The organism is Vibrio qingdaonensis (genome assembly GCF_026191675.1).
Lineage (GTDB): Bacteria > Pseudomonadota > Gammaproteobacteria > Enterobacterales > Vibrionaceae > Vibrio > Vibrio qingdaonensis.
In genome coordinates this window covers 30,745-45,985 of record NZ_JAKRRY010000022.1, presented here as the reverse complement: position 1 = coordinate 45,985, position 15,241 = coordinate 30,745, and the positions used below count along the sequence as shown (strand labels likewise).

Here is a 15,241-nt window from a genome sequence, read left to right as displayed (position 1 = left end):
GAACCTAATATTCACCTCACCATTAAATCTTTTTTATAGTACAGTCAACAGCCTTGATTAGCGGTAGAAACAGACAGTATTTCGACCTTTTAACTTTGCTTGCTGGAGACTTTGCTTAGCGCGGCTAATCACCGCATCAGGCGTGTCGCCAATGCTCGTGGCTCCAATGGTCACAGATGTTGAAATCCATTTATCATGCATATTGAGGGGCTGCTTTTGGATGAGTTGTCGTAACCAGTCCAGCTGCTTTTCTGCTTCATCACTACTCGCTGCTTCAAAAAGAACGGCGAACCCCCCTGACTCGTCACGGGATATACACATTGCATTGGGCTTTTTGAAGTTTCGTTTAATGGTGTCGGCGACATATAAAATGATGGTGTCACCTAACATATCGCCATGCTGGGTGTTGATGTTACCTAATCCATTAATATCAATGAGTGCAAACACCGCGTGACGATTCCGCAGCTGCTGGCATAGTGATTCACGCATGGTTTGTTTATTATCCAACCCTGTCAACGGGTCTTTGCTGTGCAGTGCTTGAATGAGCAGTAAATTAGACAGTGCTACCTCAGAAAAATCACGAATAGCGCGCATAACCCCTTCAAAAGCGAAAAAGGAACTCTTAAGGTAAATAACGCCAATAAGCGTATCTCTTTGATACAGAGGCATTGTGTAGTGACGCCCTTTCATTTGCAGTTTTCTTGCTAAAGCATCAGATTGCGTATTGTATGAGTAGTTCAGCTCCCGGCGAGTGAGAACTGAAGGCAAAGTATCGGCATGATGAATCACTTGCGTATTGCCATGAAAATCGATGGTTCTGAAATGACCGGAGTCATTGTCATAAAGGCAAAGTTGCATCCCTTTATGAAAGGTAAATTGGTTGAATATCGACTTAAGTTCATGCTTAAAATGAGAGATGTCGGGTGATACATTGAGCTTGGCAAGCGACTTATTAAGCTGGAAGGTAATATAGTTAATAGAAAGTAATAAAACGACCAGTGATAATATGATGACCGCTGTTAATGATATTTGATAAGACGCAAAGAGAATATCTGAGCGGTTTGTGCCTGACACAAAAACCCAATTCATGGGATTATGACTATCAAAAACACTCACTTTATATTGCCCATTATAATAGTACTCGTAGGTGCCACGCTTTTCTTCTTGGTTTATTCTCTCTTTCAGTCCGCCAGCAAAACTAATTGACGGTGTTCCTATTCGTAACGGATTAGGGTGAAAGACCAGTCGCCCCGTCTCCGCGTCAATGACAAACACGTAGCCTGCTTTCAGGGTTTTTAAGTTTGCCAAGTATTGAGTGGTATGCTGAACATCAAATTCAATCCAGACTTCTTTTTCATTGGCCTGGTTAACTTGTTTTATCGCGAAAACCCAAAAGCCATTGGCTTTTTGATAGATGCTAGAAACTGCGTAAGTTTTAGATGTTGCCTGATATTGATGCCACTGAATCGCATCAATAACTTGTTTGGAAATAGGTGCGCCATTCACAGGCTGATACTCGTGAGTCGTTGGGTTAAAACGAGCCACATTCTTATATAAGTAGGTGTTGGACAACACATCTTTGGACAATGTGTCAAAATGAGTTGAATTGGAATGGTTTTGCAGTAAGTCGACTTTACCAAATGTGGCTTCAATTTGTGCCCAAACTAACGCTGACGCCATTTTTACATTAGATTGAGATTGTTCCATCGCCAGTTCTTGCGAGCGCTGATACTGTTGATATGAGATAAAAATAAGGGTTGCGATGAGCCCAAAAGTAAATGGACGAAATATACGCAATAAAAATTTTGGCAGAGACATAAACTATTCAACTGATTGAGCAAGTGTCTGATATTACTATTGCTAGTCAGTATTTTTCAAAGAATTATTACATTATCCGGTGAGATTTTTATTTTGGCGACAATCGGTAAAAAAAGAGCCTAAATAGTCGGCTCTTTTTGGTGTTATAGAAGATGTTTATTGATTTGGAGAAAAATGCAATATCGCCATAGACATTGGCGCTTGCAGAATTTCGCCCTCAGCATGACCCACTTCTGCGTCAGCGATGTGAGTATCACAAATGGTTTTCCAGCATTGTTTTCTGTCGTTAGGCAGTGAAAAGCGTGCGGGTGCTTTAGTTTGGTTAATCAAATAAAGCATTTCATCGCCATCTTCACCAATACCAAGGTGCAGTGCGACACTGCTTAGTCGATTCCAATCTTCCATACTCATTAGCTTTCCATCAACGCGGCTCCAGAAGATCCGGTTATTGTTGCGGTTTTCACCACTGAAAGCTTGAATGAATGGCACCATATATTGTTGACGAGCGGTAATCATATCGGCCAACCAAGTTTTAAAGTGCTGTTTGGCGGCGCTTTGTTCCCAATTTAACCAGCTTAACTCGTTGTCTTGACAGTAAGCGTTATTATTTCCTTTTTGAGAATGAGAGAGAACATCGGCTGTCAAAATATGCGGGATGCCAAAAGAAAATAACAGCGTTGCCATAAAGTTTCGCTTTTGCTTTTCTCTGGTTGCAAGAATTACAGGGTTATCTGTTTCACCTTCGACCCCGTAATTGTCAGAGCGGTTGTCACCGTGACCATCACGGTTGTTTTCTCCGTTGGCTTCGTTGTGTTTATGCTTATAAGACACAAGGTCTTGCATCGTAAAACCATCATGATAGGTAATATAGTTGACGGTAAGTTTATAGGGCCAGTTAGCAGCGCTGTATAAGTCGCGAGAGCCCATAATACGCGTCGCAAACTCTTTCAAATACCCTTGATCCCCACGCCAAAAGCTACGCGTGATATCACGTAGGCGGTCGTTACATTCGTTCCACCCAAATGGAAAGTTGCCCACTTGATAACCATTTGGTCCGATGTCCCACGGTTCGGCGATGAGTTTTGTTTGTTTCAGAGTTGGGTCTTGAGCGACGGCCCTAAAAAATGCCGCATCTTGGTTAAAGTTGTCACCATTTCGCCCCAATGTCGCTGCAAGATCGAAGCGGAAGCCGTCAACTTTAAATTCTTCTACCCAATATCGAAGCGTGTCCATCACCAGGTTAAGTGCTGGTTGATAGTTAAGATCAACGGTGTTGCCACAGCCAGTAAAGTTGGCGAAGTATTCACCATGTCTAAGGTAAAATTGCTGGTCCAGTGCTTTCAGGTTGAAGACTGGGCCATTATCGCCACTTTCCGCAGTGTGGTTGTAAACTACATCCAAAATAACTTCAATGCCGTGTTGGTGAAGCGTTCGAATGGCCGTTTTTAGCTCAATAACGGCATCATTGTCTGCATATCTCGGATCAGGCGCCATAAATACGTAAGGGTTGTAGCCCCAGTAATTGACCTTATCCATATCGAGCAGGTGCGGTTCATGCATGCATGCCGCAACAGGTAATAATTGCAGTGAGGTAATATTTTGCTCGCGATAAAACGCCAGCATATCGTCACTAACGAGTCCTAAATACTTACCCTGATGTTCTTTTGGTACGCGTTCATTGAGTTTGGTTAGCCCTTTTACGTGGGTTTCAAACAAAATCATCTCTTCACGAGGGATTCGCGGTGACGTTGAGCCTTGCCAATCAAAGTCATCGTCAACGATGACACATTTCGGCAATAGCGAGCTCTTGGAATCATCGAAAGGAGGAATGTAATGCAGGGGCTTATCCAATGCTTTTGCATAAGGATCGGAGATAAACTGAAGTGAGTCTGACTTCTCGATAACGAAATTGTAACGTTGACCCGCATTTATCCCCTCAACGCGAGTGTATTTAATACTTGCGTACTCTTCATCGAGCGAGACGAGTTGATAGGAATCATCGTCATTAAATATCGCCAGTTTGATTTGTTCACAATCTGGCGCATGGATAGCAAAATTACATCCCTTGCTATCTAAAGAAGCCCCTAAAGGGTAGGGACTCGGCTGAATTTTTGTCATAAGCGTTATTTTACTTTTTAGTTGTTGCTGACAGTATTTGTTTTTAATAGTTAATAGGTTTGTCAACTTTAGGTCAAGCCTAGATCACAGAAATTTAAATGTAATTTTATTTCACTAATTTTACCAATTCGTTAAGAAAAGTGACATAAAGCGTACTTTGCGCGTCAATCCATTATCAATATCCATACTACTCCCCCCTAAATCTGTGATCAGGGCAAAAGAAATGGCGTACGGTTATTTTTCTCATCCTTTCTCATCCCCCCCTTTATAAAAGCAAGGTGGAGGACGTGTTTCACCTATGACTTCGTTAATGTTCATTTCGTTCAATGAACTCGGGACCCTAAAACCGATATTTCAAGTGTTGAGGGCGTGGTACTGCCTCCATAGCGCTCAACAAGAATGAATATAACAATAAGTTAAACGGAGTTTTCTAATGAAAAAAGTAAGTGTAATAGCTGCTGCAGTGGTTGGTGTGCTAGCGTCGGGAACTGTAATGGCCGACGACAAAGTACAAGAAGGTTGGCAAGTGAATGGTTATGGTCACATGCTTTATAATGTCGGACAATCTTTGGCATTGAATGAAACATGGGAACATCGCCGTGATTATCGTGCTGCAGGTGCGCCATTTTCAGGTAATCCAAATCAAGTAGAGTTCACCGTAACCAAAGGGAATAACTACGAGAGTGGTGCATGGTCTAAGTACGTACTTAAAACCGAGTATGGTAATAACGAGGGTGGCAATGGTCGTGGATTCTATGGTTCTTCTTCAGGTAATGAAGGTCATTTGGAAACGGGACAATTAGAATTTAAAGAAGCCTACGTTGAGCTTGGTGACTTATCCTATTTTAAAGAGGGGACAAGCATCTGGACTGGTAAGCGTTATCTGAACCGTCAAGCGGGTATTATTACTAAAGAATTCTGGAAACAATCGTCAGGTGTTGGTGGCGGTATTCAATATAACGATATGGGTATTGCGGTGATGTCTGCAGACTCTGGTGAAGGCAGCTGTTTCGATACTAATACTGGTGATAACTCTAGCTGTAAGAATAATGGTTTAGATGATAAGCAACGTAGTACAACAATGACTTCAGTCGATCTTTATTTTTATGGTGTTGAAGCATTAGGTGGTCGTTTTGATTTCGATGCTAAATTAATGACACGTGCTAACGTAGAAGAAGACAACACGGCAAAAGATGGTTATGGTCTCGCTGTTACTTATTCTCGTGATTACTATGGCTTTGATGGCTGGACAACATCAGCGATTACTTATGGTAAGGGTGTTGCGGCAAACCGTGGCGTTAACTTTGGTCAGTGGAGTGGCAACTGGCAGAAAGACGACCAATCTATTTTCTTTACATCATACGGTGTTGCAAATATTACAGATAAAATCCAGTTAGGCACTGAACTGACATATTGGAATTTGACCAATTCGGAAACAGATCAAGTTTGGGGCTCTAAAGACGGTTTATCTAGATTTATTGTTGGTGCAACCCCAACTTATAAAGTGAATGAGAACTTCCGTTGGGAAGCAACGCTAACGTATGCAATAGAAGCGTTAGGTGAAGATGGTGGCGTTCCTGCTTGGGGTCGTGAAGATAAGAACACGAGTTTCTATTCTGCGACTTTAGCACCAGTGTTTACGGTTAACGCTGACTATTGGGGACGTCCTCAGATAAAGCCATACGTTGCATATATGTCATCGAGTGATAGCAACTATAAGTGGAGTAATGGTGCTTCAGATAGTTCAGAGACTCGCTTTGGTGTTGAAGCTGAAATCTGGTTCTAATCAATGAGATTTAAACTTATAGGATAAATCTAAGCGTTACTGAGGTAGTCTAAGGACTACCTCCTTTTACTCTTAATGGTGGATATTATGAATAAAAATATTTTAGCACTGCTACTTGGGTTGAGTGTCGTAGGGTGTGCGAGTAATTCTGTTATTAAACCCACCATATCCACCTCGCAAATGAGTGCTGAGGATGTATGCTGTATTAGTAAAAAAGACTTTGCTTGGGTCGAATTGGACAAAGTGGAAAATGTTGGATTTATTATTGATGATTCTGCGCCTGTTTGGAATTTTGTATCGGGGAAGAGTTTTTTCAATGCGTTTGAGTTTTCTCCTCGTTCTGGAAAAGTGAAGCTTACGTTAAGCAGTAAAATGCTAGGAAAAGAAGTGTTTGCGCCGACAGTCCAGTTGCTTGATAAAGAATATAATGTTGCTCGTACGATAAGTTTGGATGAGTTTAATATCCGATTCTCTGATATGTTCGATGCCAACCGCTATATTGCTAGCTTCGAAGTTGACGCACAAAAGATGCCTTATATGATTATTTATACACAGGCGTCAGATGTAGGTAAGATGATAACAGTGCCGCATCCAGCGAGAGTTAGAGCTGAAGAAGCGGGTGAACCTCGTCCTATTGTTACTGATCCAAAATTTGTACATAGTTATACTGGTGAGCTAACCCTAGAATTAGAAACACTAAGCCTTGGCTCAAGAAAAGTAGTGTCTGATTTAGGAGCTAACTCTGGGGTAATAACTGGCGCAGTAGTAGCTACCACTTCGGTGACGGTTCAGCCAGAAACAAAAAATTACTACCATACCGCCATCCAAAAAGCCGTTTCAGAAGACAACATCCCTAAAGCACTAAGCTTACTTGATGAAGCCAAAGCCTTAAATATCGAAGGGGCACAAGCAGTGTTTGTGAAGGCCATTAACCGTAAGAAATAATATCGCGGTACAGTTTTTAAACCCTGGATAACACATGTTGCGCCAAAGCGACTGGTGCTCCGGGGTTTTTTATTGCTTAGAATTATTTACAGGGTCTCGAATTTGTCGCCGGGAAAGGGTGAAAGTGTCGTTTTGGCTTTGGATTGAGCAATTACAGGGGAAAAGATGTAAAACCGTGTGGCGGATCGTCAAAGATGCTTCATTTAATGGTAAACCTGCCGTTACTATAACTAAGTAATTACACTTAATGAGCTTTCTATTTTATGTCGACACTTTCTATCGCTATCGGTGCAACAAGCCTTTCGCTCATTTTGGCGTTTGTTTGGATGTTTTCCTTATCTATTCGAAAAAAGCGATTGGAGCAAGAACGCATTGCACGAGAAGCAGCGTATCGGCGGACGATTGAAAAGGCTCGACAGCAAGAGCGCAAAGATCGAATTTTCAAAGCTGAAACCGGTCATACACCAACCATGCTGTTTTTAGCGAAAGAAGCCGAACGGAAAAACATCCAAGAAGCCTTGTATTGGTATCAAAAAGCCGCGCAGTTAGACAATATCACTGGCATGTATGGCATGGTTCGTTTAAGTGAGTCTAAACGCGAAGATATGGTGCTTCGTGAGCAAGCCAATTACTGGCGTTTGTGCATTGCTGGAGCAGAAGGCGATTTACACGCGAAGTTTGAGGCAGCGAAAGCCTTAGTTCATGGACGAGGTGTGGAGTGCAATATTCCTAAAGGTATTGCGGTGATTGAGGAGGTGGCGCAAGAGGGCAACCTAGAAGCGATGCTTTTCATGGGCGATTGGAGCGTATCACCTGACAACCCGCTGCCGTCACCCAAACAATCGACGCAATGGTTCGCACAAGGCGCAGAGAAACAAAATACAGAAGCCATGACCAAGCTTGGGCTTAACTACCTAAAAGGGGTGGGCGTAGAACAAAGTACCGAGCGTGGCTGTTATTGGTTAGAACGAGCGGCGGAAAAAGGCAGCGTGGAAGCGATGTTTTTTGCCGGCGAAGCGTGGCGAGATATTGCGCCTAACGGTGCGGCCATTGCTTATATATGGCTGTTTATGTCGGCACATTTAGGGTATGAACCCGCTAAAGCGGTGCGTGATAGTGTGGGTTCGACACTCGGAGTGGATTCGGTGGTTGGGTTGCAATCATTAGCAAAGCCAGTGCTAAAAAAGCTGCAGTTGAGCTCAATGGTTAAGCATTCACTCATTAAGGCGCTAAACAAATTATATAAACGTCAATTGCCGTTATTTGAACTAGAAGATAGATTAAGTAATGACGAGGATAGTTTGAAGGACTCTGAGCGGGGCCCTGTTGACGAGAGTTCAGCGCATAAGGCGCAAGATACGCAAACGCAGATGTCTACCGATCAGCACTCTTCCAGCGACTCAACAAGCTCGGCCTCGACGTTAGCGAGTGAATCCCATCGCGATTCGATAGCGTCGAGCTCCCCAGGGCACTATTCGAACTACCAACAAACCTTTGTGAAATGATAGTTTTCATAAGCTGGTTAGCGTTAATCGATTAAATGGCTCGGCTTTGAATCATAAATGAAATAAATGCTTTCATTTCCTCACTAAAATAATCATTTGTGATTCATTATTGTGATATTGTTATTTTTTTGGGGTTAATTTGTGTTTGCATAATCACCTTTCGATGCTTTTCTTGTGACGCTTATCACTTAAACTTTTCTGTTGACACTGCTATGACATTTCAGCGGAACAAAATCATATTCTGACCTCCGTTCAGTGTTGCAATTAAGGATGCTTGGCAGTGGCCTTACTTGTTAGCACGTTAAATCTGATGCCGTTGGCATTCCTGTTCTATACGGAGCTTTATCATGAAAACTTTAAAACTGACTCTAGCAGCAACACTTGTTGCCGCTGTTGCTCTTCCTGCAAGCGCAACTTATGTTGATGTTCGTGGCGCATACAAGACAGAAGCAAAAACATACGAAACTCGTGTACGTGCGGGCTTTGATTTTGCAGAAGATTGGCAGATCCACCTTGAAGGTACACAAGCTCAAGGTGATAAACTGTTCAGCAACTCTGGCAAAAACGTTGCAGCATTTGAAACAGAGCTTAACTATAACTGGGCAATCAACGACAACGTTACGTTGACTCCTGGTTTCGTATACTGGAATGGTTCAGACCACACAGAATACCGTCCTTACCTAAAAGCGACGTACGCAACAGGTAACTTCTACACGGCAGCACGTTACCGTTACCAAGCGGCGACAAACAGCGTTTCTGGTGGCACAACGAACGATACTAACCAAGTTGACGCTTGGATTGGTTACAATGTTTCTGACTTCAACCTAGAATATAACCCAGCGTACATCAACCAAAAAGATGGCGGCGCATACACGGGCAATAATGGTGACAAAGCAGATACTAAGTGGGAGCACACGTTCCAAGTTAAATACACTGGTTTCGAATCTTGGGCACCATATATTGATTACCAAATTCTTGACAAGACTTACGGCGCTCTAAACAACGGCGTATTCGAGTCTAAAACAGAAAACCGTATCCGTGCGGGTGTAACGTTTAACTTCTAAACGTTATTGAATCGCGGTTTACTTCGCGACGATAAAAATTTTAAAGGCAGTGCGATATCGCACTGCCTTTTTCGTGCGGTCAGCAAAATAGTGTGCTTGAAAATAGGGCGATATAACAAGCGGTTAATCCAAGCTTTTCTTAAATCTAGACGCTGCGACGGCCATCCCAACTAACGTAAAGCATGCTAGCCAAAGCGAGTCTCTCCAAACATCGGTCAAATCGGCGCCGCGCAAAATGATGCCACGAATCATGCGCATAAAATGGGTGGCAGGGAGCGCTTCTGCGACCCACTGAGCGGCGGCTGGCATGGCTTCATAGGGAAACATAAAACCGGATAGCAAAATGGAAGGCAGCAAGATGAATACGGTCATTTGCATCGCTTGTAGCTGAGTTTGTGCGATGGTGGAAATGACCAGCCCCAAGGTAAGGCTGGCGGCAATAAAGAGTAAACTGCCGAGCAATATTTGACTAAGTGCCCCATTGATTGGGACGTTAAAAATAACATAACCAAGTCCGAGAATAATAAAGATTTGAAGCAGCCCAATAAAGATATAGGGGACGATCTTTCCCACCATTAGTTCAAGAGAATGAATAGGCGTAGTAATCAACAGCTCTAAGTTTCCGCGTTCACGTTCTCGAACGATTGCCGCGCTGGTAAATAAAATCATTGTCATCGTTAAAATGACGCCAAGAAGTCCAGGAACAATATTTACAGCGGAGCGACGACTGGGGTTGTAGAGTAGCGTTGCCTCAAAGGTTTTGGCTTGATTTGGTTGATAGCCAGCAATAGAAAAAGCCTTAATTGGCATGGTCTGAAGTGCAAGTAATGCTGAGCTGATCATGGTATCAGAACCGTCGACCAGCCATTGGCCTAGTATGTCATGATGGGTAATGCGCTGCCCTAAATCGGAAGGGAGAATTAGCGCGGCACGAACCACACCTTTTTTAATGGCGGCTTCTGCTTCAGTAACGGTCGCGTAGTGGGTTTTAACCGTGACGACTTGAGTCACTTTAATCGCTTCGGTAATGATTCTTCCAGGAACAGAACCACTTTGGTCGACAACCGCGATGGGAATGTTTCTGACATCAGTATTCATGGCAAAGCCAAAAAGCAGTAATTGAATGAGAGGGATCATGACAACCATGCCAAAGGTGATTCGGTCGCGTGATAACTGACGAATTTCTTTCACCATGATGGCGCTTATTCGAGATAGGCTTTTCATTGTCTTCCCTCTCCTGTTACCGAGACAAAGACGTCTTCAAGGCTTGGTCTCGCGGGCGTCAGTTCGGCGTGCTGAAGTTCAGGAAACTGGCTACGTAACCAACCGATAGGATCCACAACGGATTGGTTAATCAAAATGCGCAGGCGGATCCCTAACTGAGCGGCAGAACGTACCTCGGATCTTTGTAGTACTTTATCTTTCAGGGCTCGAAGTTGGTTGGCTTTGACTTCGACAATATTGACACCCATATTGCTCATTAGAATTTCTGGTTCATCATCGGCGCGCATTTCACCCGCTTCCATGATAGCGAGCCGATGGCAGCGCTCAGCCTCGTCCATGTAGTGCGTCGTGACGAGGATAGTGGTGCCTTGATCACTAAGATCAAACAGTTGCTCCCAGAATTCTCGACGATTCTCAGGATCGACCGCTGAGGTGGGTTCATCTAAAAACAGCAATTCGGGTTTGTGCATCGTGGCAGCCGCTAAGGCGAGCCGTTGTTTTTGTCCCCCGCTCATGCCGCTGACGCGTTGTTTTTGAAGGTTCCTTAATCCATAGACCGTGAGTTGTTCGTCTAGCCGTTGCTTACGTTGCTGCGCAGTCATCCCAAAGATCTGCCCGATAAATTGCAGATTTTCGTTGACCGTGAGATCGTCGTAGAGTGAGAATTTTTGTGTCATGTAACCAATTTTTAGTCGCAGCGCTTCCGACTGTTCAGGAATACTCAAACCGAGAACCTCAATCTCTCCGGCCGTGGGTCTAAGTAGCCCGGTAAGCATGCGAATCGTTGTGGATTTTCCACAACCGTTTGGACCAAGAAAACCATAAATACTGCCTTTTGGAATGGATAGGCTAATGTTATTGATCGCGGTGAAGTGACCAAATTTTTTCACCATGTTTTGAGCTGAAACGGCAATATCAGACATCTACTGTAACCCTTCTAAATCCACTTGAGCGGGAACCCCACTTGGTAGGAGTTCAGCTTGACTGCCAAGGTCAACTTCGGCGAGATACATTAAGCGCGATCTTTCATCTTCTGTGAGTGCGTAGTATGGGGTAAAAGAAGGATCTGTCGCGACCCAGCGAACCTTTCCTGGTAAGGGAGCCTCGAGCCCGTCGACATAAACGTTAACCTCAAGACCTGGAATAAATTTAACGCGAACGGATGCGGGAACGTAGACACGCGCATAGGGGATACGATCAGCGAGCACCACCGCAACAAAGGCGCCAACGGGGACTCGTTCGCCTAGGTTATAGGGGAGGTTATCTAAAACGCCATTACGAGTGGCGACAATGGTCAGTTCATCGAGTTGTTGCGTTTGCAGTGCAACTTCCGCAGTCGCGGCGGCAAGTGCGGCTTCCGCTTGGGCAATGTCTTCAGGGCGTGTCCCGGCTGTGAGTTTAGAGTATTCCTCTTGACTGGAATTTAGCTCTGCCTGAGCGGCATCGCGGTTAGCGACGGCTTGATCTTTTTGTGATTGGCTTGCGAGCTTTTTACGTACCAACTCTGATGCCCGAGAATAGTTTTGTTGAGCTTCCGTTAAGCGCGCTTGTGCCATGTCCACTTTTGCTTGGGCGGCGGCAATGTCTTCAGGTCGTTCTCCATTGGTTAAGCGAAGTAAGTAGGCTGTGGCTTTAGCTTGCTCGGCGATAGCATGAGCAAGGATGGCTTCTTGGCGTTTCGTATCCAGTTTGACGAGCACATCCCCTGTGGTGACTAGGCTTCCTTCGCGAATAGGCAGTTCACGGATAATTTCACTGGCGGTGGCAGAAAAGGTGATCCGGTCACGCTCAAGTGTGCCCAGTGCTTTGTTTTGCTCTTCAGATTGACATCCCAACAGTGTGAAAATCAATGGAAAAATGATGAGAAATAACCGCTTCATATTGCGCCCTTTTTATGTCGTTATAGGATCAATATTAGAAGGCTTTTTGTCGTTTTCTAGCCAATTTTCATGAAGTTATGATGTGAGACTACTTTTTAATTAATCAATTATGGATGGTTATGACAGCGAGCGTCCACCATCTTGTTTCTTAGGCGGATTTTAGGCGGATTGATGTCGGGTAAAGTAAGCGAGAGTGTGGATGCTTGTCGCCATAATCAAAACGAAGAGTGTTGCGGTTCTTTTGGTGTGGATATTAAGGTTAACTTATTATTTTTATTAATTATTTGACACCAAATCACGTCCTGACATTTTCCACTTTTTTTAGACTAGTACCCAGCAAAACGATTGAGTAAGTTAATGAGCAATATCACGATTATTCGTGATGTCGCACGTCGTTAGTGCTCTTATTCTCAGTCATGGAAAAGACGGTTACATACATGAAAGACCAGCTAACCATATCGATTTCAACCATCAATGGCTCTACGCATTGGCAACTGAGCAAGCGGATGCGGCGCAGCCTTAAAAGTTTAGCCAGTGTCACCGCTGTTGGCGTAGTGTCCGCGATGCTCCTTATTTTGCATTTATACAATAGTGTTGATGATGCGCAATTAGAGCAAGCCAAACTGACGAATGAATCTCAGAGCATGGAAAATGCACTGACTAACCTACAGCATTTAAAACAGGCCTTAGAGCAAGATCTATCCGAACGTGAGGAGCGGATTACTTATGTGTCTGAGAGGCTATCTGAGTTAGAAAATGTACTCGGTGTTGCTCAAGATGGTAGCGTGCATGAGCTGGATTCTCGATTAAACACCGCGGCGATTCATTCTAATGTGCGTATGACAATGTTGACGCAAATTCCCAGTGGATCGCCAGTGGGTAAACAGCGTATGTCATCGCAGTTTGGTAAGCGTATTCATCCTGTGACCAAAAAAGCCAAGATGCATCGAGGACTGGATTTTGCGGTGAATACGGGAACAAAAATCTATGCACCTGCTGATGGTGTAGTTGAGGTTACAAGGAAAAGTAGTAAAGGTTCAGGCAACTTCTTACGCCTTCAGCACGCATTTGGCTTTTCTAGCTCTTATTCGCACCTGAAGAGTTTTAAGGTGAAAAATGGTCAGTTTGTTCATAAAGGCGAATTGATTGCACTTTCAGGAAATAGTGGTTTGTCTTCTGGTCCTCATCTTCATTATGAAGTGAGGTTTGTGGGCAGGGCGTTAAACCCAAAACCCTTTGTGGATTGGGGAGTGAACGAATTTGAAGATATTTTTGAGAAAGAACGGGGAATACGATGGGAATCTTTAGTAAAAACAGTGGAACAACGAGCCGCGCAACAACTACAACTCTCATTGCCAAAGGCTGTACTATTAGCGGAAAACTCAAACTAGAGAATGATATCCAAGTTGATGGCTATGTCGATGGACAAGTGAATGTTGAGGGCGCGATTGTTATTGCAGAGTCTGGGCGAGTGAAAGGTGAGGTCTTTGCTAAGCACGTTGTCATTAATGGGATGTTTGAAGGGGACTGCCACGCCGATCATATTCAGATATTGTCGAATGGTAGTGTCAAAGGAAAAATCTGGAGTAACAACCTAAGTATTGATCCAGGCGGTAGCTTTTTTGGCGAAACGGCAGGGCTGGCCGAGAATGAAGTGGTCGAACTTGGTGTCAAAAAGGTGATTGATAGGACGAAAACCTCAAACGGCACCAACATTAAAACCTCAAACGACAATAACATTAAAGCCTCAAACGGCAATAATACGAAAACTTCAAACAGCAATAATATGAAAACCGCCTAGTGAACCACACGACGGGTCCTGTGTCCCCGCATTAGGGCTAACTTTCGTGGCTCAGCTGAGCGATGGCTAATTCGACTGTAATTGGGTGGAGCGTAAATTGGGTGACGCGTAAGTGGGGTGACTCGTAAGTCGCGTGGTGCCGTAGTGGTGAGAAATTGCGGATAAAAGTCGGCAGTGTGATCGAAGCGGCTCGACTATTTTGATATAAATCAAGCAACCTTGCGTATTACTAAAAAGAGTAATGTTAATCGAATTAAATCACATTAGATTTATATCATGAGATGAACGCATAGCTCACGCAAATGAGTGGGCATGGTTGAGGCAAATACGATGTCACGTTCGAAAACTTCGGAAAGTCGCCGACGATTTCTAAGAGATGCCGCCCGAACGGCGGTTGGCGTTGGGGCGGCTGCCACATTGCTAGGCTTGCAGTCAAAGCAAGGCCAAGCTAAAACCAGCGGTGGCGTCCCTATACGTCCACCGGGCGCACTGGAAGGTCAACAATTTTATGAAGCCTGTTTACGTTGTGGACTGTGCGTACAAGCCTGCCCGTACGATACATTGAAATTGGCAACATTGCTCTCCCCAGTGGCCTCTGGCACCCCTTACTTTACCGCAAGAGATATTCCCTGTGAGATGTGTGATGACATTCCCTGTGTCGTGGCATGCCCAAGTGGGGCACTTGATCATGCGTTGACCAATATTGATGATTCCCGAATGGGACTTGCTGTATTGATTGATCATGAAGAGTGTCTTAATTGGCAAGGTCTTCGCTGCGATGTGTGTTACCGGGTGTGCCCCCTGATTGATGAGGCAATAACACTTGAACCAATACGGAATCAGCGTACGGGCTACCACGCCAAGTTTATCCCCACTGTACATTCAGATGCGTGTACTGGGTGTGGTAAGTGCGAGCAAGCTTGTATTACGGAAGTGCCAGTGATCAAAGTGGTACCGATTGAGCTCGCGAAAGGGCATATGGGGGACCATTATCAGCTTGGCTGGGAAGAGAACGTCGAGCTTCGTGATGGTACGTTTCCTGAAACCCCAGAGATTGCGCCAAGTGAGCATATTCGCATCAATGATGGGAGAAAATAGTC

General features: G+C 44.2%; 12 protein-coding genes. 7 read left to right on the top strand and 5 right to left on the bottom strand.

The features are described from left to right. Positions 1-57: 57 nt before the first annotated feature. Both MD535_RS15810 and glgX read right to left on the bottom strand, forming a co-directional pair. Complete coding sequence (locus MD535_RS15810) at positions 58-1,818, bottom strand: sensor domain-containing diguanylate cyclase (RefSeq protein WP_265675992.1); 1,761 nt, start codon at positions 1,816-1,818, stop codon at positions 58-60. 156 nt (positions 1,819-1,974) lie between these two features. Then, positions 1,975-3,936 (bottom strand): glycogen debranching protein GlgX, encoded by a 1,962-nt coding sequence (glgX, locus tag MD535_RS15805; RefSeq protein WP_265675991.1) that lies wholly within the window; start codon positions 3,934-3,936, stop codon positions 1,975-1,977. Between the two features lie 433 nt (positions 3,937-4,369). Here glgX and MD535_RS15800 point away from each other — a divergent pair, with 433 nt between their 5' ends. From MD535_RS15800 to MD535_RS15785, 4 genes are all read left to right on the top strand, one after another. Beyond that, on the top strand, positions 4,370-5,722 hold the full coding sequence (locus MD535_RS15800) for a carbohydrate porin (RefSeq protein WP_265675990.1): 1,353 nt from the start codon (positions 4,370-4,372) through the stop codon (positions 5,720-5,722). Between the two features lie 87 nt (positions 5,723-5,809). After that, positions 5,810-6,667 carry a MalM family protein gene (locus MD535_RS15795; RefSeq protein ID WP_265675989.1) on the top strand — a complete coding sequence of 286 codons (858 nt, stop codon included), beginning with the start codon at positions 5,810-5,812 and terminating at the stop codon, positions 6,665-6,667. Between the two features lie 263 nt (positions 6,668-6,930). Next, the gene (locus MD535_RS15790; RefSeq protein WP_265675988.1) at positions 6,931-8,172 is read left to right on the top strand and encodes a tetratricopeptide repeat protein; all 1,242 of its coding nucleotides are present in this window, start codon (positions 6,931-6,933) and stop codon (positions 8,170-8,172) included. Positions 8,173-8,519: 347 nt separating this feature from the next. After that, positions 8,520-9,236: an oligogalacturonate-specific porin KdgM family protein gene (locus MD535_RS15785; protein ID WP_265675987.1), complete on the top strand. Its 717-nt coding sequence runs from the start codon at positions 8,520-8,522 to the stop codon at positions 9,234-9,236. 123 nt (positions 9,237-9,359) lie between these two features. Here MD535_RS15785 and MD535_RS15780 read toward each other — a convergent pair whose 3' ends face one another. The 3 genes from MD535_RS15780 to MD535_RS15770 are packed head-to-tail and all read right to left on the bottom strand — an operon-like array spanning position 9,360 to position 12,340. Next, the gene (locus MD535_RS15780; RefSeq protein ID WP_265675986.1) at positions 9,360-10,460 is read right to left on the bottom strand and encodes an ABC transporter permease; all 1,101 of its coding nucleotides are present in this window, start codon (positions 10,458-10,460) and stop codon (positions 9,360-9,362) included. Then, the gene (locus MD535_RS15775; protein ID WP_265675985.1) at positions 10,457-11,383 is read right to left on the bottom strand and encodes an ABC transporter ATP-binding protein; all 927 of its coding nucleotides are present in this window, start codon (positions 11,381-11,383) and stop codon (positions 10,457-10,459) included. Before MD535_RS15775 ends, MD535_RS15780 begins: the two co-directional genes overlap by 4 nt. Further along, the gene (locus MD535_RS15770; RefSeq protein WP_265675984.1) at positions 11,384-12,340 is read right to left on the bottom strand and encodes an HlyD family secretion protein; all 957 of its coding nucleotides are present in this window, start codon (positions 12,338-12,340) and stop codon (positions 11,384-11,386) included. It lies immediately after the preceding gene. Positions 12,341-12,777: 437 nt separating this feature from the next. Between MD535_RS15770 and MD535_RS15765 the strand changes: the two genes are divergently transcribed. The 3 genes from MD535_RS15765 to napG all read left to right on the top strand — a co-directional run bounded on the left by MD535_RS15765 (position 12,778) and on the right by napG (position 15,239). Next, the gene (locus MD535_RS15765) at positions 12,778-13,731 is read left to right on the top strand and encodes a M23 family metallopeptidase (RefSeq protein WP_265675983.1); all 954 of its coding nucleotides are present in this window, start codon (positions 12,778-12,780) and stop codon (positions 13,729-13,731) included. Further along, complete coding sequence (locus MD535_RS15760) at positions 13,635-14,141, top strand: bactofilin family protein (protein ID WP_265675981.1); 507 nt, start codon at positions 13,635-13,637, stop codon at positions 14,139-14,141. Before MD535_RS15765 ends, MD535_RS15760 begins: the two co-directional genes overlap by 97 nt. 330 nt (positions 14,142-14,471) lie before the next feature. Then, positions 14,472-15,239 carry a ferredoxin-type protein NapG gene (napG, locus tag MD535_RS15755; protein WP_265675980.1) on the top strand — a complete coding sequence of 256 codons (768 nt, stop codon included), beginning with the start codon at positions 14,472-14,474 and terminating at the stop codon, positions 15,237-15,239. The last annotated feature ends 2 nt before the right edge of the window (positions 15,240-15,241 follow it).

What these genes read in the sequence shown, in the direction of transcription:
- MD535_RS15810 (WP_265675992.1), bottom strand. Translation starts at nt 1,818, where the DNA reads ATGTCTCTGCCAAAATTTTTATTGCGTATATTTCGTCCATTTACTTTT.
- glgX (WP_265675991.1), bottom strand. Translation starts at nt 3,936, where the DNA reads ATGACAAAAATTCAGCCGAGTCCCTACCCTTTAGGGGCTTCTTTAGAT.
- MD535_RS15800 (WP_265675990.1), top strand. Translation starts at nt 4,370, where the DNA reads ATGAAAAAAGTAAGTGTAATAGCTGCTGCAGTGGTTGGTGTGCTAGCG.
- MD535_RS15795 (WP_265675989.1), top strand. Translation starts at nt 5,810, where the DNA reads ATGAATAAAAATATTTTAGCACTGCTACTTGGGTTGAGTGTCGTAGGG.
- MD535_RS15790 (WP_265675988.1), top strand. Translation starts at nt 6,931, where the DNA reads ATGTCGACACTTTCTATCGCTATCGGTGCAACAAGCCTTTCGCTCATT.
- MD535_RS15785 (WP_265675987.1), top strand. Translation starts at nt 8,520, where the DNA reads ATGAAAACTTTAAAACTGACTCTAGCAGCAACACTTGTTGCCGCTGTT.
- MD535_RS15780 (WP_265675986.1), bottom strand. Translation starts at nt 10,460, where the DNA reads ATGAAAAGCCTATCTCGAATAAGCGCCATCATGGTGAAAGAAATTCGT.
- MD535_RS15775 (WP_265675985.1), bottom strand. Translation starts at nt 11,383, where the DNA reads ATGTCTGATATTGCCGTTTCAGCTCAAAACATGGTGAAAAAATTTGGT.
- MD535_RS15770 (WP_265675984.1), bottom strand. Translation starts at nt 12,340, where the DNA reads ATGAAGCGGTTATTTCTCATCATTTTTCCATTGATTTTCACACTGTTG.
- MD535_RS15765 (WP_265675983.1), top strand. Translation starts at nt 12,778, where the DNA reads ATGAAAGACCAGCTAACCATATCGATTTCAACCATCAATGGCTCTACG.
- MD535_RS15760 (WP_265675981.1), top strand. Translation starts at nt 13,635, where the DNA reads ATGGGAATCTTTAGTAAAAACAGTGGAACAACGAGCCGCGCAACAACT.
- napG (WP_265675980.1), top strand. Translation starts at nt 14,472, where the DNA reads ATGTCACGTTCGAAAACTTCGGAAAGTCGCCGACGATTTCTAAGAGAT.